Below are 22,589 nucleotides of genomic sequence, written 5' to 3'. Positions count from 1 at the left end.
TGCTGATACGCGATGCGGCGATTGTTAATGGCTATTTTGAATGGCGGTGTTTAATAACTGTGTTTCATAACTGTGTTTCATAACCGTGTTGAATGACTATGTTGAATAACCATGCTTAACCTTGAGTATATGTGGGGGCTGCTGCCGGTTCTGCTGCGCTACTTGCCGCTCACGCTGGAAATGGCGACGATTGCCATGGTGTTTGCGCTGATTCTGGCGTGCTTGCTGGCGGTGGTTCGCGTGTCAAAAGTGCCATTCTTAAACGGCTTTGCGCTGTTGTTTATCTCGTTTTTCCGTGGCACGCCGCTGCTGGTTCAGCTGTTCCTTTTCTACTATGGCTTGCCGCAGCTAATAAGTGCATTGATCTCTATTACCGGCGTTACCGCCGCGGTGCTGGGGCTAACGTTGCACTTTTCTGCTTATATGGCCGAATCCATTCGCGCTGCCATTGTGGGGATTGACCGCAGCCAGACCGAGGCTGCGCTCTCCATCGGCATGACCCAGTCGCAGCTTATGCGGCGTATTATTCTGCCCCAGGCCACCCGCGTGGCAACGCCGACGCTAATGAACTACTTCATCGATATGATTAAAGCGACCTCGTTGGCCTTTACGCTGGGGGTTACCGAATTAATGGGCGCCACGCAAAAAGAGGCCGCGGGCAGCTTCCTCTATTTAGAAGCGTTCTTGCTGGTGGCGCTGATCTATTGGGCGATTGTGGAAGTGCTTTCCTGGGGGCAGCGTCGGCTGGAAATTTACCTGAATAAGGCCTACCAACGATGATCTCGCTGCAAGGCATTACCAAGCGTTTTAGCGGCCACACGGTGTTTAAAGATATCGACTTGAGCCTTTCTCGGGGCGAAATCATTGTGATCATTGGCCCTTCTGGTACGGGTAAGTCAACGCTGCTGCGCTGTATTAACTTTTTAGAGCGCCCGGACGCGGGGCGCTTAACCGTCGGAGATTTAAGTGTCGATACCCAGCGCGCCAGTCGGGCGGATATTTTGGCGCTGCGTCGGCGTACGGCTTTTGTGTTTCAGAACTATGGCCTGTTCGCCAACAAAACCGCGCTGGAGAATATCAGTGAGGGCATGATCGTGGTGGACAAGCTGCCCAAAGCTAAAGCCCATGCGCGGGCGAGGGAGATTCTGGAACGCATTGGCCTGGCGGATAAGGCGGATGCTTACCCGGCTTCGCTCTCGGGCGGCCAGCAGCAGCGGGTGGGAATTGGCCGAGCGATGGCGGCCAACGCCGATGTGATTCTGTTTGACGAGCCGACTTCATCCCTTGACCCCCAATGGGTAGAGGAGGTGTTGAGCTTGATGAAACAGTTAGCGTTAGAGCGCCAGACGATGATCGTGGTCACCCACGAAATGCAGTTCGCCCGGGAAGTAGCTGATCAAGTGGTCTTTATGGATGACGGCGGCATCGTCGAGCAAGCACCACCAGAGGAGCTGTTCACTGCTCCCAAAGATGAGCGAACACGCCACTTTTTACGCAAAATTTTAGCGCCTATGGGGCAGGAGGCACCGTGAGTGAGGTTGCCTGCTGGCTCTATGTTCACATTGACAACAGCTAGCAAGCGCGCCTAGCGCGTGATAGACTACGCCATCCTCTCAGACAAGTCCCGTGAATGGGCAGCTAATTTCGACTGCCTGTTACACACTTTGGTAGGGTGATATCCCAGCCAAAACAATTGGTTGTTGCGGAAACGTCGTGCTGTGACAGCGCAGCCGGCGAACACATATTTAATTTCGTTGCCGTTTTGTCGGCAACCTTTATTCTCCAAGGAGATACCCTGTGGCGAACAGCAAGCAAGCTCGCAAGCGCGCCCGCCAGGCCGAGAACCGTCGCGTCCTGAAATCCAGCCAGCGCAGCATGGTCCGCACCTACATCAAGCGTGTAGTGAAAGCGATCGGCACCGGCGACCACGCCAAGGCAATGGAAGAGTTCAAGGCAATGCAGCCGGTCGTTGACCGTATTGCAGACAAAGACGTGCTGTCTAAGAAGAAAGCAGCTCGCCTGAAGAGCCGTTTGAACAAGCGTATTAAGGCACTGGCGGCGTAAGCCGGCTGGCGCCATAAAAAAAACCGGCTGCGGCCGGTTTTTTTGTGTCTGGATGATTTTTCTAGGTGGTCTTTTTTAGGTGATCTTTCCTAGAGAGTCTCTTCTGGATGGTGTGTTCTAGATGGTTTCTTCTGGATAGCTTATGACGGTGAATAAAGCACCCAATACGTCCCCTAACACCGCGATAGCCCGCCGTGGGCTAATGCGTTCTGGTCTTGTGGTTAGTGCCATGACCATGCTGTCGCGGGTGATGGGGCTGGCACGCGATGTGGTCATCGCTACCTTATTGGGGGCGGGGGATGGCGCCGATGCGTTTTTTGTGGCGTTTAAGATCCCTAACTTTCTGCGCCGTCTGTTTGCCGAAGGGGCGTTTAACCAAGCCTTTGTGCCGGTGCTTTCAGAGTACTCCACCCAGCGTAGCCGTGAAGAGATCCGCGTGCTGCTAAATGCTACTGCGGGTAGTTTAACAGCAGTGCTGGCGTTGATTACCGCTGTGGCTATGCTCTGTGCGCCGTGGCTGATTTGGGTGTTTGCCCCCGGGTTTGGCAGCGAGCCCGAAAAGCTGGCACTGACCGCAGATATGCTGCGCTTAACGTTTCCCTATTTATTGCTGATTTCGCTTACCGCGTTTTCAGGCAGCGTGCTGAATACCTGGAACCGCTTCGCGGTGCCTGCGTTTACCCCGGTGCTGCTGAATCTTTCGCTGATTGGTGCGGCGCTGTTTTTAATGCCGCTAATGGAAGAGCCCGCCATGGCGCTGGCCTGGGGCGTGCTGATTGCTGGGGCGGCGCAGTTGGTTTTTCAGGTGCCGTTTTTACTGCGCTTGGGGTTGATGCCCACGCCATGGCCAAATTTTGCCCATGAGGGCGTGCGACGCATTCTGAAATTGATGGGGCCAGCGCTGTTTGGGGTATCGGTATCGCAAATTAACCTGTTGTTGGATACCGTTTTGGCTTCATTGCTGGCGGCGGGCAGCGTGTCGTGGCTCTACTATTCGGATCGTTTGGTAGAGCTACCGCTGGGCGTGTTTGGGGTGGCGATTGGTACGGTGATTCTGCCCGCGCTGTCTAAACGCCATGCTGACCAGTCCAAAGAGCACTTTGCGGCCATGCTCGATTGGGCTATCCGCATTGTATTGCTGTTAGGCTTGCCTGCGGCGCTGGCGCTGGCGGTGCTGGCCGAACCGTTGTTGATTACGCTGTTCCATTACGGGGCGATGACCGATAACGACATCCAAATGGCGGCCATGAGTCTGCGCGCGTATGCCTTTGGCTTGGTGGCCTTTATGCTGATCAAAGTATTGGCGCCGGGCTTTTTTGCCCGCCAAGACACCAAAACACCGGTAAAGGTAGGTATTATCGCCATGGTCGCTAATATGGTGTTAAACCTACTGCTGATTTGGCCGCTAGCCCATGCCGGGTTAGCGTTAGCCACCGCGCTTTCTGCGTTCTTAAATGCTGGCCTGCTGGGCTATTTGCTGCATAAGCAAGGCGTTTTGGTCTTTCAGCCGGGCTGGAAGCGGTATTCGGTGCAGTTAATAGGTGGCAGTGGGTTAATGTGTGCGGCGCTCTACTTTGTTGCGCCCGACTGGCAGGCGTGGCTTACCTTTGGCCTTTGGCAGCGGGTAAGCTGGGTCACCGGCTTAGTGGTATTGGGCGGATCGCTTTATTTTGCTTGGCTGGCTGCACTGGGTTTGCGCATTCGTCATTTTAAAATGCAATCGTAACTGCACCCCGCCGGGCGTGTTCGTTATAATCAGGGGCTTTATATCCTCCAACGGCTGAGGTGCCATGCGCGTCATTCGAGGTCTGCACAACTTGAAAGCGGCTCATCGTGGCTGCGTTGCGACCATTGGTAATTTCGATGGGGTGCATCGCGGCCATCAAGCCATCCTGCAGCAGTGCCGTGAGCATGCGGCGCGCTGGAGTGTGCCGCTGACAGTGGTGGTGTTCGAGCCCCAGCCGCGGGAGTTTTTTGCCGGTGACCAAGCGCCGCCGCGGTTAACCCGGCTGCGCGAAAAAGTGCGGCTACTGCGCGATTTTGGCGCTGAACAAGTGCTGGTTCTGCCGTTTAACGATGCGCTGCGCAGCCTTACCGGGCGTGAGTTTATCGACCAGGTATTGATCGACGGGCTCGGTGTTAAACATTTGGTGGTGGGCGATGATTTCCGCTTTGGCTGTGATCGCCGTGGCGATTTTGCCTTACTGGCAGAGGTGGGGCGTGAACAGGGCTTTGGCGTAGAGCACACCCGCACCTTTACCGTGGATGACGAACGCGTTTCCAGTTCACGAGTGCGGACGCTGCTTGCCAGCGGCAATTTTTCTGCTGCCGCGCGCTTGCTGGGTCGTGCCTATTCGTTACATGGCCGCGTGGTTCGCGACCAGCAGCTAGGGCGCACCATTGGTGTACCGACTGCCAACCTGCCGCTGATGCCCCAGCCGTTAACGCTGCGTGGGGTCTATGCGGTAGTGGCTGAACTGGAAAATGGAGAGCGCTACCCGGCGGTGGCGAATGTCGGCTTCCGCCCCACGGTGGGCTCAGACCGGCCAACGCTTGAGGTGCACCTGCTGGATTTTAACGCTGATCTTTACGGCCAACGCATGACGGTGTTTCCCTGCGCGCGGCTACGGGGTGAGGTGAAGTTTGACGGCCTTGAAGCGCTTAAAGCGCAAATTGAACGTGACCAGGCCCGCGCTCGCCACTATTTAAGCGCGATGGTGGGTAAGCAAGACTATTCTCTTCCGCTGGCCTCGGCCCCGCTTGGGCGTGAGTCGATGTCTTCAGATACTGGGTCTTCAAATACGATTTCTTCTGATTCTTCTTCGGCGGATGATGCCGCCGATGCTAACAACGGCTGACGAGACCATGGATTATAAGCACACGCTGAATTTGCCTGAAACTGATTTCCCCATGCGCGGCATGCTGCCGAAGCAGGAGCCTGGGCGAGTTTCCCAGTGGCAGGATATGAACATTTACCAGCGCCTGCGTGAAGCGCGTGCGGGGGCGCCGCTGTTTGTGCTGCACGATGGCCCTCCCTACGCCAATGGCAGCATCCATATTGGTCACGCCGTTAATAAAATTCTTAAAGATATTATCGTTAAGTCAAAAAACTTAGCCGGTTTTGATGCGCCCTATGTACCGGGGTGGGACTGCCACGGCTTGCCCATTGAGCACAAAGTTGAAACGACTCATGGCAAACACCTGGCACCAGATCACGCCCGTGAGCTTTGCCGGGAGTACGCTGGTGCGCAAGTAGAAACACAGCTGGCCGACTTTGTGCGTCTCGGTATTATCGGTGACTGGGATCATCCCTACCGCACCATGAACTTCGCCAACGAAGCGGGTGAAATGCGTGCGTTAGCCGAGATGGTCGACGCGGGTTACGTGTTTAAAGGCTTGAAACCGGTTAACTGGTGCTTTGACTGTGGCTCGGCGCTGGCGGAAGCCGAAGTTGAGTATGCCGATAAGAAATCCGACGCTATCGATGTCGCTTTCCCAGTGGAGGATGCCGATAAGCTTGCTGCCGCGTTTGGCTTAACCGAGCTGACGAAGCCTGCAGCCGTGGTTATCTGGACCACCACGCCTTGGACCATTCCGGCTAACCAGGCGCTTAACGTTCACCCCGAGTTTACCTATGCGCTGGTCGATACCGGCGAGCGCCTGCTGCTGCTGGCTGAAGAGCTGGTAGAGAGCTGCCTGGAGCGCTTTGATTTGCAAGGTGAGGTGATTGCTACCACGCAAGGTAAAAACCTTGATCTGATCAATTTCCGTCACCCGTTCTACGACCGCCTCTCGCCCGTCTATCTGGCGGAGTACGTCGAGTCTGAAGTGGGCAGTACCGGTATCGTGCACTCGTCGCCTTCCTACGGCGTTGACGACTTCAATACCTGTCGTGCCTATGGGATGAGTTTTGACGACATGCTCAATCCTGTTCAGGGCAACGGCGTTTACGCCGATGACCTGCCGCTCTTTGGCGGCCAGATGATTTGGAAGGCCAATCCCCATATCGTTGAGAAGCTGCGTGAAGTGGATGCGCTGATGGCGCACAAAGTCATCACTCACAGCTACATGCATTGCTGGCGCCACAAAACGCCGGTGATCTACCGTGCCACGGCCCAGTGGTTTGTGGGCATGGACATTCAGGGCAAAGACGGTAAAACCCTGCGCGAGCGTGCTTTGGAAGGCATCGAAGCCACGGCGTTTACCCCCGCTTGGGGGCAGGCGCGTCTGCACAGTATGATCGCTAACCGTCCAGACTGGTGTATCTCCCGCCAGCGTAACTGGGGCGTGCCGATCCCGTTCTTCTTGCACAAGCAAACCGGCGAGCTGCACCCACGTACCGTTGGGCTGATGGAAGAGGCGGCTAAGCGCGTTGAGCAAGCGGGCATCGACGCCTGGTTCAAACTCGACCCGGCAGAGCTGTTGGGCGCGGAAGCGGCGGATTACGATAAAGTCACCGATACCCTTGATGTCTGGTTCGACTCCGGTACTACCCACCGCCATGTGCTGCGCGGCTCGCACCCCCATGGTCACGAAAGCGGCCCGCGGGCGGATCTATACTTGGAAGGCTCTGACCAGCACCGCGGCTGGTTTCATTCGTCGCTGCTGACGGGGTCGGCCATTGACGGGCATCCGCCGTATCGTCAACTGCTTACCCACGGCTTTACCGTCGACTCCCAGGGCCGCAAGCAGTCCAAATCGCTGGGCAACGTGGTCGCGCCCCAGGAAGTGATGGATAAGCTGGGCGGCGATATTCTGCGCCTGTGGGTCGCCTCGACCGATTACTCCGGCGAGATGGCAGTATCTGATGAGATTTTGAAGCGCACCTCCGATGTGTATCGGCGGATTCGTAACACCGCGCGCTTCCTGCTTTCGAACCTTAACGGGTTTGATCCAGAGAAGAACCAAGTGGCCTTTGGCGATATGCTGGCGCTGGATCAGTGGGTGGTAGATCGTGCTCACCAACTACAGGTGCGGATCGAAAAAGCCTACGAAGAGTACCGCTTCCTGGATGTTTATCAGCAGGTGCATGGTTTCTGCGCCCGGGAGCTGGGTGGCTTCTACTTAGATGTCATCAAGGATCGCCAGTACACCACGCAAACCGATTCCCTGGCGCGGCGCAGTGCGCAAACAGCGCTCTATCATGTAGTGGAAGCACTGAGCCGTTGGATCGCGCCAATTCTCTCTTTCACCGCTGAGGAGATTCACGAGAATATCCCCGGTAAGCGCGGTGACAGCGTGCTCTTGGAGACCTACTACACTGGTTTGGGCAGCCTGGACGACAACGCTGAGTTGGGCCGTGCTTTCTGGGAGCAAGTACTGGAGGTCAAGCACTCGGTCAACAAGTGCCTGGAAGATGCCCGTAATGCCAAAGTCATTAAGGGTAGCCTGGCAGCTGAAGTCACCCTGTATGTCAGCGACGAGCTGCAGGCGACCCTGGCTAAACTGGGCGATGAACTGCGCTTTGTAATGCTAACCAGTGAAGTGACGCTTAAGCCCCTGGCTACTGCAAGTGATGCAGAAGCGACCGAGCTGGATAGCTTGAAAGTCGCGGTTAAAGCCAGCGACAACACCAAGTGCGAGCGTTGCTGGCACCATCGTCCCGATGTAGGCACCCATGCGGATCACCCGGATCTGTGTGGACGCTGTATCAGCAACCTCCCCGAAGGCAGCGGTGAGATTCGTTACTATGCCTAGTCAAACTGATACGCCTGATACAAACACACGGCCGCCAATGCAGCGGCCGCTGCGCTGGCTGTGGCTAGCGGTGGCGGTGATTGCCTTGGATCTGGTCACCAAGTACATAGCCAGTAGCCAGTTGGGCTATGCCCAGCCGGTAACTGTGCTGCCGTTCTTTAACCTGACGCTGCTGCACAATACCGGCGCAGCGTTCAGCTTTTTAGCCACCCATCCAGGCTGGCAGCGCTGGTTCTTCGCCTTGATTGCCGTGGGTGCCAGCGTGGCGCTGACAGTGTGGCTTTCGCGGATCAAGCACGACGAAAAACTGTTGGCGATAGCGCTACCGCTAATCATCGGTGGTGCGCTGGGGAATCTCTACGACCGCTTGGTGCATGGCTATGTGGTCGATTTTCTGTCTTTCCACGCTGCCGGATGGTACTACCCGGCGTTTAATGTGGCGGATATTGCGATTACCCTGGGGGCGGTCGCTTTAATCTGGGAATCCATTATGGGTGAGCGGCGGCGCAAAAAAGCGCATGGGGCTTCCCATTAATCGAACGTTTAGAACGGTATATTGAGAGCTGAAATGAGCGACTATCTGATCGATGAAGGTATGGAAGTGACGCTGCACTTCACCTTAAAACTGGAAGATGGCACCTTAGTGGACTCCACCAAGGAGAAAGCGCCGGCCACATTTGAATTTGGCGACGGCAATCTGCCACCCGGTTTTGAACATCCTATTAAAGGGTTGGCTGCAGGTCAGGAGGGCACCTTCCAGATAACCCCAGAGCATGCCTTTGGCCAGCACAACCCGCAAAATATTCAGACCCTGAAACGGGCAGATTTTGGTGATGAGGCCCCGGAAATTGGTATGGTGATGTCGTTTGCCGATAAAGCGGGAACGGAATTGCCCGGAGTGGTCAAAACCATTGACGGAGAGCGTATTGAAGTGGACTTCAATCACCCACTGGCAGGGCGTACCCTGACGTTTGAGGTCGAAGTGCTCGATGTCAAACCGGTGACAACGCATTAATTCACTAAGCGATGTGCTTACGCATCAAGGCGCCACTATGCAATCGACGCAACCCCAGCCCATTCAGATCAAATTAGCCAATCCGCGTGGCTTTTGCGCCGGTGTGGATCGCGCGATCGATATCGTCAACCGTGCACTGGATGTGTTTGGCCCACCTATCTATGTGCGCCACGAGGTTGTCCACAACCGTTTTGTGGTCGAAACCCTGCGTGCCCGTGGGGCCGTGTTTGTTGAAGAGCTGGATGAAGTGCCCGATGACGTTATCGTCATTTTCTCTGCCCACGGCGTTTCCCGGGCGGTGCAAGCCGATGCGGAACGACGGGGTTTGAAAGTGTTTGACGCCACCTGCCCGCTAGTGACCAAGGTACACCTTGAAGTGCTGCGCTACGCCAAGCGCGGCCAGGAGTGCATCCTGATCGGCCATGAAGGCCACCCGGAAGTCGAAGGCACCATGGGGCGTTACGACACTTCCCACGGCGGCCGGATCTACTTGGTAGAGGACGAAAAAGACGTTGCTAAGCTGGAGGTGAGTGATCCCACCAAGCTGGCTTTCGTGACTCAGACGACGCTGTCGATGGATGATACCGCCAAGGTGATTGATGCGCTGCGCGAGAAGTTTTCCGACATCCAGGGGCCGCGCAATGACGATATCTGCTACGCCACGCAGAACCGTCAGGATGCAGTACGCGAACTAGCCGCCCAAAGTGATCTACTGCTGGTGGTAGGCAGCCCCAATAGCTCAAATTCCAACCGCCTACGTGAGCTCTCGGAGCGTATGGGGACGCCTGCCTATTTGATCGATAACGCCGATCAGATCGACCCGCAGTGGCTTGAGAATGTTTCACGCATTGGCGTGACCGCGGGCGCCAGTGCCCCTGAAGTATTGGTCAAAGGCGTGATTGCCAAGCTGCAAACCATGGGCGCTGCACTACCTGAAGAGCTACAGGGCCGCGAAGAAACCATTACCTTCTCGATGCCAAAAGAGCTGCGCGAAAAGGTGATCGCCAGCAGCTAGCAACCTGCGTCGTGATGCATTGCGTATTGGTTTGCGACATACTGAAATGGTATGAGCCAACTAGTACAGGAGCAGAGCCGCGTGTCTTATGTTTCTCACTTTTTTGCTGGCCATTCGTTGCTGAAGGGCCAGCGCGGCTTTACTCTTATTGAGTTGATGATTGTGCTGGTAATTATCGGCATCGTCGCCGCCATTGCCTACCCCAGCTATACCCGCTACGTGCAAAAATCAGTGCGAACCGATGCCCATGCAGGGCTGATGCAAGCTGCTTCCGAGCTTGAGCGCTGTTATACGCGGTCTTACTCATATAGTGATTGTCCTATCAGCAACGCCTCTCCCGAAAACAACTATGCGATTGCGGTAAGTGTTAGCGGTAACGGCTATTTATTGACCGCCAGCACTCTTCAGAATGACGGCTGCGAAGATGATATGACGCTAAATTCAAGTGGCGAAGGGTTGCCCGGTGCTTGCTGGTAAACAGGCAAAGCAGCGAGGCTTTAGCTTAATAGAGGCGTTGATCGCACTGGTGGTGCTTTCCATCGGCCTGATCGGCGTTGCCGCCATGCAGCTTAAAGCGCTGCAAAGTGCGAATACTGGCTACCTGCGTTCAGTAGCAAGTGTTGCGGCCGTAGATGCGCAAGAGCGGCTTTGGGCGGAGCTGGCAAAAGATGGCGTAGATAGCTGCGCAGATATCGCTATTGAGATTGCTTGGAAGGCCCAGTGGTTTACCAATAGTGATTCGAATCCTTTGCGAAATGTGAATGCGCAAGAGAGCAAAATCGAATCAAACGGTTGTGAATTCACCATTGAGATAGACCTAGGTAGCCGAGCCGGCGAGACCGAATCAGATGTATTTACCTATAGGCTTCGCCTGCCAGAGCTAGAGGGGGGCTAATGAAGCCAGGTATGCAAAAGGGTTTTACCCTCGTTGAGCTGATGGTAGCGATGGTGATAGGTACAGTGATTATCTTAGGGGCTGGACAGCTTTTTTTAACCTCTTTTCAAACGTTTAAGATCGTTGACAAGGTCAGCCGCAAACAAGAGACATTAATTTTTGCGGTAAGTACCCTGACTGCAGCAGGACGCAAAGGGAATATTGGTGACTACGCTATTGTGTCCGATGGACGTCGCTCTGACAGCGGGACGGACTATTATTGTGTTCTGCAAGATGAGGTTCAAAACCAGCCTGTCTTAGATCTTGCTCAGGTTGATGATGAGGCCGGTTGCCCAACGCTTGCTGAATCCAATGGCGATGGCGTATCTCATTTAATCACGCTGCCCATCGGCGATTGCCGAGAGAGCGTAAATATGACGTGCGATGAAATTACCTTGACTATCAGTGAGCGAAATAAAGCAATCTCATTACGAGAGCCTACTTCATGAAACAGCAGCAAGGTGCGGCGTTAGTGATGGTGATGGCTCTGCTCGCCGGTGCATTGATGCTAGGCATGTCAGGGATGCGGAGCGCGTTGATTGATGAGCGTTTAGCGGGTAATTATCGCGCCTCTGTACAGGCTCAAATGACCGCAGAAAGCATGCTGTCGGTGTTTAGAAGCATGGCTTCTCGGCGCCAGTTATTAGAAGACATCTTTAACGCTACTTATACCGAGAGTGATTTTTTAAATGATGTAACTCGCGTCGAGGGATTCGAATCCTTTGATCAGTTGAGCGTCACGTTTGATGTGAGCGGTGATGAAGTGACGATTACAACGCGTGATATGGGTACGCATAGCAGCATTGAGAGCACATCGGTTGCCGTTTATCAACGGGCCAGCCAAACCAGCGGGGCAGGAGACTAAGCGGTTGTGAGGGGCGTTGTGTAAATGCCTGGGATGCCATTCGCCACATGGCATGCAGCACGTTATCATAGCGGTATTTGCTTAAGAGCCTGAAAACCATGAGTCAGCCTTCGAAAACCCGCGTCCTTACCGGTATTAACACCACCGGCACGCCCCACTTGGGCAACTATGTTGGAGCGATCAAGCCCGCCATTGAGGCCAGCCAGGATCCCAGCGTTCAGTCGTTCTATTTTCTGGCCGACTATCACTCCCTAATCAAGTGCCAAGACCCCAAGCGGGTGCAGGAGTCTCGCCTGGAAATTGCCGCTACCTGGCTTGCGCTCGGGCTGGATACTGATAACGCCATTTTCTATCGTCAGTCGGATATCCCGGAAATCCCCGAGCTTGCATGGATGCTCTCCTGCGTATGCGCTAAAGGCTTGATGAACCGCGCCCATGCCTATAAAGCAGCGGTGGCTGAGAACGAAGAGGCGGAAAACCAGGATCCGGATAAAGGCATTACCATGGGGCTTTTCGGCTATCCCGTGTTGATGGCGGCGGATATTCTAATGTTCAACGCCAACAAAGTGCCGGTGGGGCGTGATCAGATCCAGCATATTGAAATGGCCCGCGATATTGCCGGGCGTTTTAACCACCTCTATAAAGGTCAGCACTTTGTGCTCCCTGAGGCGGTAGTAGACGACAAGGTACAGCTACTGAACGGCTTGGATGGTCGCAAGATGTCCAAAAGCTACGACAATACGATTCCGCTGTTTGCCCCAGAGAAAAAGCTGCAGAAACTGGTACGTAAGATTAAGACCAACTCACTGGAACCCGGTGAGCCGAAAGACCCTGATAGCTGCACGTTGTTCCAGATTTACTCCGCGTTCGCGACGGCAGAAGAGACAGCGAGTTTACGTGAGCAGTATGCCAACGGCATTGGCTGGGGCGACGCTAAAAATCACGTGTTTGAATATTTGAATGCGCACTTGAGCGCCCCCCGTGAACGCTATAACACACTGATGGAAGACCCTGCCCATATTGAGGCGGTACTGCAAAAAGGCGCCGAGCGGGCGCGGCAAGAAGCTGCACTCACGATGGATCGTTTACGTTCAGCGGTTGGCCTAGGGCGGTTTGTTTAAACTCTTAGTTTTATTGCAATACCCGTAGTAACGACGAAGCCCCTTCCGGTTGGAAGGGGCTTCGCTTGTTTCAGGCCCTGTTTTTCTTCAGGTCCTATGTTTCCAGGCGTCAACTAGTCTTTGAGCGACTGCTTAGCCTTCGATCGGGGCGCGCCAGTCGTCAGAACCAGAGGTGCCAGCAACAGTGTGTTCCCAATCAATCTTACGGTAAGCCAGTGACACGTCCATCAACTGGGTGAATTCAGATTTTTGGATGTCTTGGGCGTGCGGCATACGCAGATTGATGTCAACGATAGTGGCATCGGTCAGCGTGGTGGTGAAGAAGTGCTCCTGCTTACCTTCAACAGAAGTGCGGTACCACTTCAGCTCAACATTGGGCAGCATTTCACCAGACGCTAGCGCGTTGTACATCAGCGGCACTGCTTTGTTCAGGGCAACGGTAAAGATAAAGGGCTTGTGAGCACGTTGACCAGACGGCTGACCAGACTGCGGATCAGTAGGTACGGTAACGACATGCTTAAATTCTTGCACCAGCATCTGGTCTTCGTGGCCTTCAACGTAGATGTTGCCTACGGAGTCAGGGGTGAAAGCACCTGATGTGATGTTGCCCTGAGTTTGGCCTTCAATGCTGATATAACATGGTGTTGGCATGGTCTGCTCCTTGACTGGAAATATTAAGGTTTGTCACGTGACCCTCTAAGTAAGGCAATGAATGTGCCATTATTTTTTTATCTTTTTTTTTCAGAGACTTATTTTTTATATAGCAGATAATTAATTTTTATTAGGCAATTTGTGGCCTGGTCTGGGCAACTCATTGCTTGCTTGGCAATGGGTTGCTTGATTATTTTGATGTTACATTTGATAAGCCTTAATGAAGTAACGAAATCTAGATTTTTGTTTTATTTTGTAAGGCTAATACGCTAGTTGTTATTTTGATGTCCGAAAAATAACATTTTAACGCCTTAACTTTTAACGTCGATTGGCATTATCAAAATCATTTGTACGTTATTTCTGTCAAAAACTGTAAGAGATTGCCGATAGAGTTTGTAAGAAATTTCTTACAAATTTTAATTAGCCAATTAATTTAAATTAGCATTGGTTCTATCTCCGTTTAAATTCTGCAAAATAGCCGCTAAATGAGATTAGGTTGAATTTATGCTTTCGGGGTGATGGCCAATAGACGTCTCTTGTTCAATCAAGTCGGAGTTGGCACGCACTATGTAATTCGGTACCTTCCCGGGATTGAGAACTATTAACGGTTACATTGATACACTTTTCTCTCCAGGGCTAAATATCATGGCTAAACAAGGAACTGTTGCGCCCAAAGAGCGCATCAACATTAAGTATGTGCCAGCGACTGGCGATCAGCAGGCTGAAACTGAACTGCCATTGAAGTTGTTGGTCGTCGGCGACTTTAAAGGTGGTGAGGAAGAGACCCCTATTGAAGAGCGACAGTCCGTCTCTGTTGATAAGAACAACTTTCAGTCGGTAATGCGCGAGGCTGGCTTAAGCCTGCAAACTGCCGTGCCTAATCGTCTTGATGAGAGTGATGAGCCTACAGATATCGCTGTCAATCTTGATTTTAAGTCCCTGGAAGATTTCTCTCCTGATGCGGTTGCCAAGCAGGTGCCCGAGTTACGCAAGTTGGTTGAGTTGCGCGAAGCGCTGGTCGCTTTGAAGGGGCCGCTGGGTAATGTGCCCGCTTTCCGTGATCGGCTACAGAAGCTGTTAGAAAACGACGAAGCTCGCCAGCAGTTGCTGAATGAGCTGGCATTGCTGGATGCAGATAAAGATCAATAATTCTTCAGCATTAGCAACGTTTTTTTATTGCAAATCAGCGAATTCGAGGCACAGCGATGAGTAAGACAGCAAAGCAACAGAATGCAGTTGCAGAAACTGAAACGGATGTTTCGTTGCTTGATCAAGTGATGGCGCAAACACGTATGGCACCAGCCGATGAAGGCTACGATGTTGCCAAACAGGGCGTGGCGGCTTTTATAGCAGAGCTGCTCAATGGTGACGAGGCGGCGCCAAAGGTCAACAAATCACTTGTTGATAATATGATTGTTGAGCTGGATCGAAAGATTAGTCATCAGGTGGATGAGGTTCTTCACGAAACGAATTTCCAGCAGTTGGAATCGGCTTGGCGTGGTTTGAAGCTGCTGGTCGACCGGACTGATTTCCGTGAAAACATTAAGCTTGATGTACTGCACGCCACTAAGCAGGAGCTACTGGAAGATTTTGAGTTTGCACCTGAAATTAGCCAGAGTGGGCTTTACCATCACGTCTACAACGCGGGCTATGGCCAGTTTGGCGGAGAACCGGTAGCGGGCATTATTGGCCACTATGATTTCTCGCCCTCCACACCCGATATGAAGCTGCTTCAGCATACTGCGGCGGTTGGTGCTATGGCGCATGCACCCTTTATGTCTTCAGTTGCTCCCTCTTTCTTCGGTATTGAAAGCTTTGAAGAGTTGCCGAATATCAAAGATTTCAAGGCTATTTTTGAAGGGCCTAAATATGCTCGTTGGCGCAGCCTTCGTGAGTCTGAAGACGCACGATATCTTGGGCTAACGGCCCCGCGGTTCTTGCTACGGACTCCCTACGACCCAGTAGAAAATCCGATCAAAAGCTTTAACTACCGCGAAGACGTTAGTGAAAACCACGAGCATTATTTATGGGGTAATACCTCTTATTTGCTGGCGGAGCGTCTCACGGACAGCTTTGCCAAGTACCGTTGGTGTCCCAATATTATTGGCCCGCAAAGTGGTGGTGCAGTCGAAAACTTGCCGGTGCATACCTACGAAGCATTTGGCCAGCTGCAGGCAAAAATTCCTACCGAGGTGTTAATTACTGACCGGCGTGAATTTGAAATGGCTGAGGAGGGGTTCATTTCATTAACCATGCGTAAGGGCAGTGATAATGCGGCCTTCTTCTCAGCCAACTCTGTTCAAAAACCCAAGGTTTTTCCAAACACTGCAGAAGGTAAAGCGGCTGAAACCAACTTCAAGCTGGGTACTCAGCTTCCCTACATGTTCATCATTAACCGCTTGGCGCACTACGTAAAAGTGCTTCAGCGTGAACAAATAGGTTCATGGAAAGAGCGTCAGGATCTTGAGCGTGAACTTAATGCTTGGATTCGTCAGTACGTTGCCGATCAAGAAAATCCCCCCGCAGATGTCAGAAGCCGCCGCCCGTTGCGCGCAGCTTCTATCCAGGTGTCTGATGTTGAAGGTGATCCAGGCTGGTATCAGGTTTCCATGGCGGTTCGCCCGCACTTTAAATACATGGGTGCCAACTTCGAACTCTCGCTTGTTGGCCGCCTCGACAAAGAATAAAGGAAAGCAGCGATGGCAACGGAGAGCGGAGGGTTGTTGGGTAGAGCACCGCTAGGAAGTCGCTTGTTTGAACGGCTTGCCGCTCCCGATCAACCCGTGTTGCGAAGGGAGGCCGACGAGTTGATGGAAGTTGTCGAGTCGATCAAGCGTCACCTAGTTGACTTGCTGAACAGCCATCCGGGTAACAGTGCCTGTGCGCCCGAACTTGGCTTGCTCGACTTCAACGATGCCACGATTGGTGTGCTGGATCTGGAGCGCAATATTCAACGCGCGATTTGTCAGTGTATTGAGCGCTATGAGCCGCGGGTCAAACGTGTGGATGTTGAGTCATTACCTAATCATGGTGATCCGTTGCAATTGCGCTTTCAGGTGCATGCCACCGTCGCTTTAGGCAGAGAAAACACCCAAGCGACTATCGATTTGTTGCTTAACAACAAGCGTTATCAGTGTCTCAACTGATATGCCTGAGAGGCACGAATGCTGAATCGCTACTATCGTGACGAGCTCAATTTTTTAAAGCGCCAGGGGCGGGAGTTTGCCGATGCAAACCCCGGCTTAAGCCGCTTCTTGTCCGAGCGCAGCACGGATCCTGATGTAGAGCGGTTATTGGAAGGGTTTGCCTTTCTCACCGGGCGAATGCGCGAGAAAGTTGAGGATGAGTTTCCTGAGCTTACACACTCGCTAATCAGCATGCTGTGGCCGAATTATTTGCGGCCTGTACCCAGCATGACGGTGGTTCAATTTACCCCTAGTTGGTACTCCCTGAGTCAGCAGCAACGGGTTGAGCGTGGAACAGAACTTGCCAGTGAGCCGATAGAGGGCACGCCATGCCTGTTCAGAACTTGCCATGATGTAACACTCTATCCATTGGCGCCGATAGGTGTGGATGCGCGTCATACGCGGGAATCTTCAATCGTAGAGCTGGCGATGGAAGTGCGTAGCGACCAACCGCTGAATGCCATGGGTATCGACTCGCTGCGCTTGCATCTAGGCGGTGATGGTTACACCGCACGCACGCTCTATTTATGGATGAGTCACTATCTTTCACGGCTGGAGCTGGAAATTGATGGGCAGAGGCAGCGGCTACCTTCTGATGCGCTAAAGGCTGTTGGGTTCGAGCGTGATCAAGCGCTTCTACCTTACCCGCAGAATGTTCATCAAGGGTATCGCATTTTGCAGGAGTACCTCTGTTTTCCGGAGGCTTTCCATTTTTTTGATATTTTAGGACTCGGGCGCTATTTGCCAGCTGACACGGCGAGTAACGTCACGCTGCGCTTTGTATTTTCACGTACCTTGCCAACCGATGCTCGGGTGAAGGATGAGCATCTGGCGCTTTACTGTACGCCAGCGATCAACCTTTTCGAGCATGATGCTGAGCCTATTGATTTGAGTGGCGAACGCAGCGAGTACCGAATACGGCCTAATAGTCGCGCCCCTTCACACTATGAAATTTTTAGTGTTGATGACGTGCTGGGAACGCTGGAAGGTGGGCGTACTGAGTGGCAAGAAACGCCGCGCCGCTATGTTCCGTTTGAAAGTTTCCAGCATCAAATTGAGCGTGACCGGGGGAGAGAGTCCCTTTACTACCGTGTGCGAGTGCGCGACAGCCTGCGCAGCGATGGTTTTGATCACGACATCGCCTTTGTTCGGGGGGACGAGCGTGCCTGTCTTGGCCGCCGTGAAACGATTTCTCTGCAGCTGACCTGTAGTAATCGTGAGTTACCTGAGCGGCTAACGATAGGCGATTTGTGTGTGGCAACGGAAGAAAGCCCTGCTTACGCTACCTTCCGCAATATTACCCGGCCGACCCCGGTTCTACGCCCTGCGCTCGATGATGGGCTGCTATGGATATTAATCTCAAATTTGTCGCTCAACTACCTCTCCTTGCTCGAGCGTGATGCGCTGTGCTCGGTACTGCGTGCCTATGATTTCCGAGCTTTAGTGGACAGGCAAGCAGAACGGGTTGCGCAAAAAAGGCTAGCCGGCATTCTTGAAATTGACACCCAGTCTGTTGATCGCTTGCGCAAAGGTTTGCCCGTGCGTGGGCTGCGTTCGGTAATGACATTGGATCAAGAGGCTTTTGGCGATGAGGGTAGCCTCTACCTGTTTGGCAGTGTGTTGGCGCGCTTCTTTTCGCTGTACGCAAGCATTAACTCTTTTCACGAATTACATGTCATTAATCGCCATAACCAAGAGCGCTATCAATGGACCTTACAGGTGGGGCAGCAGCCCCTGATGTAGCGCTGGCGCCGGTTATTCGGGGGGCGCGACGTTACGAATTTTATCAACTAGTAGAGCTTCTGCACCGTCATCACGGCGATGATTTAGAGCAGCGGCATGGCGGTAGCGTGCCCTCATTTCAGCGCGTGCGCTATACCGCCTCAGCGTCGTTGGGCTTTCCGGGCAGCGATGTGCTTGCCCTGAGTGAAAACCAGGCAGGCCAATACGAGATGGAAGTCAGTTTCCTGGGGTTACAGGGTGCGCAATCGCCGCTTCCCGGTTACTACCTGGAAACCTTGGCGCATAACGCCGCTCACCAAGAAGGGGCCGCGGGTGATTTCCTCGACTTCTTTAACCATCGGCTGTTAACGCTCGTGCATCGTAGCTGGCGGAAATATCGCCACTACGTTCGCTATCAAAACGATGCGAAAGATGGTTTTTCTGCCGCGATATTTGCGTTGGTTGGGCTCGCTGACAGTGATCTACGCGGTGAAACACCGATCAACTGGAGCAAAATGCTCGCTTATGCGGGCCTCCTGGCTGGACGGTCGCGCTCGCCTGATGTGGTTAGCGGTATTGTTGGACACTGTTTCGACTTAGCCCAGGTACAGATAGAAGAGTGGGTGCAGCGTTGGGTGGAGATTCCTTTGGATCAGCGCAGTTGTATGGGTGTCTCGGGGATGACACTTGGCGGTGACATGGTCGCAGGCGAGCGTGTTGCAGATGTGAATGGCAAATTTGCGCTTTGCCTGCGCGGTTTAAGCCTAGCGCGATTTAGAGATTTTCTACCTGATGGTGAAGAGCATAGCCCCCTTAAAACGCTGGTGAGTTTTGTACTGCGAGAGCCGTTGGCCTATGACCTCGAGCTTGAATTGCTGGATAGCGAGGTAAAGCCCATGCGTTTGGGCGATGCCGGGTCGTGCCAGCTTGGATGGACCACCTTTGTTGATCCAGAGAGCGACGGCAACACTATGCGCCGTCGTGTACGCATTCAGATGACGAGTTAATCCATGCATTCCAATCAACTAGACGCTATCACCTTGGTGGTCACCAACAGTGAGCAGCTCGAAGGGCGCTCTACCAGCAGCTTTGTCTTCCATAAAGAGGGAGGCACGCTGGGAAGTGGCCTGCAAGATAACTGGTTACTGCAAGATCATAGCGGACGGATTAGGCCCAGCCATGCCGAAATAACCAAAATCGATGGCAAGTTCTGCCTAGTAGATCTGAGTGGACACACCTTTATTAACCGGACGACGCTGCCGATTGGGCGGCATCGAAAGGTAGCGCTACGCGATGGTGATGAGCTGATGATTGGCGAGTATCGCTTGAAGGTACATCTCGGTGATCGTCACGCGTGGCAGCCAGGTGTGCACTCGCTGGCCACGCTAATTGATGAAGAGCATGACGAGGTCTCGACCCAAGGCGCTGTTTGGTCAGCAGGGGGCGGGCATACCTTCAATCATGCAGCAGAAAAAGGCGACCCGATGGAAGCCTTAGGGGGAGCTCTGCCAGGCTCGATTGCGCATGACCCGATGGTGGCGTTAGACCATGAAGATAAGTCGTCGGACGCCATGGAGCCGCTTGAGGCCATGTCGCTCTCACATCGCCAGCAAGCGTATCAAGGGTATGTTTCTCAAGGACATGAGTTTCAAGAGCCAGCATATGCAAATAATCGGGATCAGTGGCAGCAACAAGAGCGCCATGAGGAAGCCTTAAGCCTCCCCGATATCAGAACACCGAAAGGCACAACAACGCAGAGGAGCAGTGGTATGGATGAGCGGCAGATAAACGATTTGGAGCGCTCTGTTGGGGAGCAATTGGAAGATCGCTGGCAAAAGCCAACAACGCAATCGCTTGGACATGTTGGTGCAGACCCTCTGCTGAGAGGGTTAGGCCTTGATTTACCCTTCCGCGATAGCGAGGAGCAGCAAGCATTTCTAGAAGAGGCGGGGCATACCCTACGCGCGACTATAGATGGTCTGCGCTTGCTAAATAAGGCGCAGAGCGATAGTAAGTACCCACTTAGAGACCGCCGTTTACAGCCGATTGAAGATAATCCTCTGCGCCTTGGCCAGTCCTATAACGAGACCGCTGAGACCCTATTCTCTGCCCAGCGTAGCCCTGTACATTTATCAGCGCCTGAGGCAGTAGCAGAGTGCTTGCGTCACCAGGGACAGCATCAAGCCGCCGTGGAAGAAGCCATTGGTCACGCACTGGGCGCCATACTTGATGCGTTCTCCCCTGACGCGCTGCTCAAGCGTTTCCATGCATACCGTGGTGCGGGTAATCGCATTGAAGACGAAGGTGGCTGGGCTTGGGAGATGTACCACTACTACTACAGAGAGCTTAACTCTGGTCGTCAACAAGGCTTTCAAAAACTGTTTTGGGAAGTCTTTGAACAAGCCTATGACCAATCGGTGCGTCGCCAGCAGCGGGAGGAGGCATGAACGTGCACAACATTGCACGGCTTGCCTGGCTGCTTTGCATCATTCTGTTGCTAGCAGGCTGTGCCTCGACCCGTGAAGCCACGGGCAAAGCGTGGCAGGTAATGCGCGATCCATCTATTCCTGTCGGCTACCCCGAAGATCAGCCCACCACAGTTGACTTAAGCATGATTGCTGAGCCAAACGTCAATACCAATGTGGATGGTGAAGGGACGCCGCTGCGTTTTCAGGTGCTGCAGTTAAAAGATGACTCCATGTTGATGGCGGCCGACCTAGGTCAACTGAATAGTGATTTAGAGGAGGCGCTAGGTACTAATTATCTCACCCACGATGACTTTACGCTGCTGCCTGGGCAGTGGAAGTTTTATGAACCTTTCGACGTTGATGAAGAGACGCGTTACATCGGGCTGATTGCTTTCTATGCAACTCCCAACGAGGCCGAGTGGAAGAAGGTCGTCAAGGTGAAGAGCCGTGGCGAGCATTACCACTTACTGGTTCACCTCCGGGGTAGCGAAGTAGAACTAAGGAAGGAGGAATAATGGCCAGCCGAAATCGTGTGGTGTGGAGCGAAGGGCTATTTATTAAGCCTCAGCATTTCCAGCAGCAGCAGCGCAGTTTAGAAGGGTTGATAGATGCACGACTCAAAGGGATTAGCCACTATTTATATGGCTTCCATACGCTAGAGCTGAATAGCGAGTTCCTCAGCTTTGGGCGTATTGCTATTAGCCGTGCCAGCGGCGTCATGCCCGATGGCGTTGCGTTCCAGCTCCCGGCCGATGATATCGAACCTAGCCCGCTAGAAATTAGCGACGCCAGTATTACCAACCAGGTGGTCTACCTGGGACTGCCGTTGGCCACCGACGGTGTGGGCGAAGTGCGTTGGCCGGGCGACGAATTGCCTGCACGCTATCGTCTCTCCTCACGTAGCGTACGTGACCTTCACTCCCGCGATGGTGCTACTGCAGAGCTTGAAGTGGCGCGGGTGTCTCCGCGCTTGCTGTTAGAGAGTGATGACCGCAGCGGTTACGCCTGCCTTTCCGTGGCACGGATTATCGAGCGTCGCCCAGATGGCAGTTTAGTGCTTGATGAGCAATTCTTGCCCACGCTGCTGAATGTGCAAGCGGCTCCTGGTTTGCAGCGTTTTGTCGGAGAAATGGCCGGTTTAATGCGTGAGCGGGCGCGCAATATTGCTCAACGTCTTTCTACACCGCATCAAGCAGGTGTTGCCGACGTCTCTGATTTTATGTTGCTGCAGCTACTGAACCGCGCTCAGCCGCGCTTTCAGCATCTTGCCCGGCTTGGCCAGCTTCATCCCGAGCGTCTTTACGACACCATGCACGAAGTCGCCTGTGAATTAGTGACGTTTACCGATGAATCGCGGTTACCGCCAGAGTGTCCGGCCTATGATCACGATCATCCCGAGCGCGCTTTCCGGCCACTAATGAAGATGCTCCGCCAGGCGCTTTCCACCGTGCTTGAGCCGCGTGCTGTCGCCATTCAGCTACAAGCGCGCCGTTTTGGTCTACTCGTTGCGCCGCTGTCAGACCTTAGCCTCATTGAGTCGGCTGAATTCATTCTTGCCGTTCGGGCGGATATGCCCAACGAGCGGCTGCGTAAGCTGTTCTTGCAGCAAACCAAAGTTGCCAGCGTGGAACGCATTCGTGACCTCATCAGTTTGCAGCTGCCCGGTGTCCCGCTTGAACCCTTGCCAGTGGCGCCTCGCGAGTTGCCCTACCACGCTGGTTATAGCTACTTCCAACTGGACCGCCAGAGTGAAGCGTGGGGAATGCTCAACGGGGCCAGTGGCTTTGCCTTCCACGTCGCCGGTGAATTTCCAGGACTGGAAATGCAGTTCTGGGCCATCAGGAGTTAAGCC

General features: G+C 53.5%; 23 protein-coding genes. 22 read left to right on the top strand and 1 reads right to left on the bottom strand.

Annotation, left to right across the window (positions count from 1 at the left end):
- Positions 1-111 precede the first annotated feature (111 nt).
- From U738_RS11495 to U738_RS11430, 14 genes are all read left to right on the top strand, one after another.
- A complete protein-coding gene (locus U738_RS11495; protein WP_035580497.1) occupies positions 112-780 on the top strand; it encodes an amino acid ABC transporter permease in 669 nt (222 codons plus the stop codon).
- The gene (locus U738_RS11490; RefSeq protein WP_035580495.1) at positions 777-1,532 is read left to right on the top strand and encodes an amino acid ABC transporter ATP-binding protein; all 756 of its coding nucleotides are present in this window, start codon (positions 777-779) and stop codon (positions 1,530-1,532) included. The genes U738_RS11495 and U738_RS11490 overlap by 4 nt, the downstream gene beginning before the upstream one ends.
- Before the next feature lie 265 nt (positions 1,533-1,797).
- On the top strand, positions 1,798-2,064 hold the full coding sequence (gene rpsT, locus U738_RS11485) for a 30S ribosomal protein S20 (protein WP_022521977.1): 267 nt from the start codon (positions 1,798-1,800) through the stop codon (positions 2,062-2,064).
- Between the two features lie 142 nt (positions 2,065-2,206).
- On the top strand, positions 2,207-3,790 hold the full coding sequence (gene murJ / locus U738_RS11480; RefSeq protein WP_035580493.1) for a murein biosynthesis integral membrane protein MurJ: 1,584 nt from the start codon (positions 2,207-2,209) through the stop codon (positions 3,788-3,790).
- Positions 3,791-3,854: 64 nt separating this feature from the next.
- Positions 3,855-4,922: a bifunctional riboflavin kinase/FAD synthetase gene (gene ribF / locus U738_RS11475; protein WP_035580491.1), complete on the top strand. Its 1,068-nt coding sequence runs from the start codon at positions 3,855-3,857 to the stop codon at positions 4,920-4,922.
- Positions 4,906-7,761, top strand: coding sequence for an isoleucine--tRNA ligase (ileS, locus tag U738_RS11470; RefSeq protein ID WP_035580489.1), 2,856 nt, complete (start codon positions 4,906-4,908; stop codon positions 7,759-7,761). The genes ribF and ileS overlap by 17 nt, the downstream gene beginning before the upstream one ends.
- A complete protein-coding gene (gene lspA / locus U738_RS11465; protein WP_035580487.1) occupies positions 7,754-8,296 on the top strand; it encodes a signal peptidase II in 543 nt (180 codons plus the stop codon). Before ileS ends, lspA begins: the two co-directional genes overlap by 8 nt.
- Positions 8,297-8,329: 33 nt before the next feature.
- Positions 8,330-8,776, top strand: coding sequence for an FKBP-type peptidyl-prolyl cis-trans isomerase (fkpB, locus tag U738_RS11460; RefSeq protein WP_035580485.1), 447 nt, complete (start codon positions 8,330-8,332; stop codon positions 8,774-8,776).
- Positions 8,777-8,813: 37 nt separating this feature from the next.
- Entirely contained in the window at positions 8,814-9,791 is a 978-nt protein-coding gene (ispH, locus tag U738_RS11455) for a 4-hydroxy-3-methylbut-2-enyl diphosphate reductase (RefSeq protein WP_035580483.1), read from the top strand.
- Between the two features lie 51 nt (positions 9,792-9,842).
- Positions 9,843-10,268 carry a type IV pilin protein gene (locus U738_RS11450; protein ID WP_081899089.1) on the top strand — a complete coding sequence of 142 codons (426 nt, stop codon included), beginning with the start codon at positions 9,843-9,845 and terminating at the stop codon, positions 10,266-10,268.
- The gene (pilV, locus tag U738_RS11445) at positions 10,255-10,686 is read left to right on the top strand and encodes a type IV pilus modification protein PilV (RefSeq protein ID WP_035580481.1); all 432 of its coding nucleotides are present in this window, start codon (positions 10,255-10,257) and stop codon (positions 10,684-10,686) included. Before U738_RS11450 ends, pilV begins: the two co-directional genes overlap by 14 nt.
- Positions 10,686-11,174, top strand: coding sequence for a PilW family protein (locus tag U738_RS11440; protein WP_035580479.1), 489 nt, complete (start codon positions 10,686-10,688; stop codon positions 11,172-11,174). The genes pilV and U738_RS11440 overlap by 1 nt, the downstream gene beginning before the upstream one ends.
- Positions 11,171-11,590, top strand: coding sequence for a pilus assembly PilX family protein (locus U738_RS23455; RefSeq protein WP_050713110.1), 420 nt, complete (start codon positions 11,171-11,173; stop codon positions 11,588-11,590). Before U738_RS11440 ends, U738_RS23455 begins: the two co-directional genes overlap by 4 nt.
- Before the next feature lie 98 nt (positions 11,591-11,688).
- Positions 11,689-12,711: a tryptophan--tRNA ligase gene (locus U738_RS11430; RefSeq protein WP_035580477.1), complete on the top strand. Its 1,023-nt coding sequence runs from the start codon at positions 11,689-11,691 to the stop codon at positions 12,709-12,711.
- 132 nt (positions 12,712-12,843) lie between these two features.
- Here the strand turns inward: U738_RS11430 and U738_RS11425 are convergent, their stop codons facing one another.
- On the bottom strand, positions 12,844-13,362 hold the full coding sequence (locus U738_RS11425; protein ID WP_035580474.1) for an Hcp family type VI secretion system effector: 519 nt from the start codon (positions 13,360-13,362) through the stop codon (positions 12,844-12,846).
- 645 nt (positions 13,363-14,007) lie between these two features.
- Between U738_RS11425 and tssB the strand changes: the two genes are divergently transcribed.
- From tssB to tssK, 8 genes are read left to right on the top strand one after another with little or no spacing between them, the layout of a single operon-like run.
- A complete protein-coding gene (tssB, locus tag U738_RS11420; protein ID WP_035580472.1) occupies positions 14,008-14,511 on the top strand; it encodes a type VI secretion system contractile sheath small subunit in 504 nt (167 codons plus the stop codon).
- 56 nt (positions 14,512-14,567) lie between these two features.
- Complete coding sequence (gene tssC / locus U738_RS11415) at positions 14,568-16,049, top strand: type VI secretion system contractile sheath large subunit (RefSeq protein WP_035580470.1); 1,482 nt, start codon at positions 14,568-14,570, stop codon at positions 16,047-16,049.
- Between the two features lie 12 nt (positions 16,050-16,061).
- The gene (tssE, locus tag U738_RS11410) at positions 16,062-16,508 is read left to right on the top strand and encodes a type VI secretion system baseplate subunit TssE (protein ID WP_035580468.1); all 447 of its coding nucleotides are present in this window, start codon (positions 16,062-16,064) and stop codon (positions 16,506-16,508) included.
- A gap of 18 nt (positions 16,509-16,526) precedes the next feature.
- Entirely contained in the window at positions 16,527-18,290 is a 1,764-nt protein-coding gene (tssF, locus tag U738_RS11405; RefSeq protein WP_035580465.1) for a type VI secretion system baseplate subunit TssF, read from the top strand.
- The gene (tssG, locus tag U738_RS11400) at positions 18,254-19,276 is read left to right on the top strand and encodes a type VI secretion system baseplate subunit TssG (RefSeq protein WP_035580462.1); all 1,023 of its coding nucleotides are present in this window, start codon (positions 18,254-18,256) and stop codon (positions 19,274-19,276) included. Before tssF ends, tssG begins: the two co-directional genes overlap by 37 nt.
- A gap of 3 nt (positions 19,277-19,279) precedes the next feature.
- Complete coding sequence (gene tagH / locus U738_RS11395; protein ID WP_035580460.1) at positions 19,280-20,716, top strand: type VI secretion system-associated FHA domain protein TagH; 1,437 nt, start codon at positions 19,280-19,282, stop codon at positions 20,714-20,716.
- Positions 20,713-21,252 carry a type VI secretion system lipoprotein TssJ gene (gene tssJ / locus U738_RS11390; protein ID WP_035580458.1) on the top strand — a complete coding sequence of 180 codons (540 nt, stop codon included), beginning with the start codon at positions 20,713-20,715 and terminating at the stop codon, positions 21,250-21,252. Before tagH ends, tssJ begins: the two co-directional genes overlap by 4 nt.
- Entirely contained in the window at positions 21,252-22,586 is a 1,335-nt protein-coding gene (gene tssK, locus U738_RS11385) for a type VI secretion system baseplate subunit TssK (protein WP_035580455.1), read from the top strand. The genes tssJ and tssK overlap by 1 nt, the downstream gene beginning before the upstream one ends.
- The last annotated feature ends 3 nt before the right edge of the window (positions 22,587-22,589 follow it).

Source organism: Halomonas sp. TG39a, assembly GCF_000744395.1.
In the GTDB taxonomy this organism is placed as follows: Bacteria; Pseudomonadota; Gammaproteobacteria; order Pseudomonadales; family Halomonadaceae; genus Vreelandella; species Vreelandella ventosae_B.
Note: the sequence above shows the minus strand (reverse complement) of the source record. Positions and strands in the feature narration are given on the sequence as shown.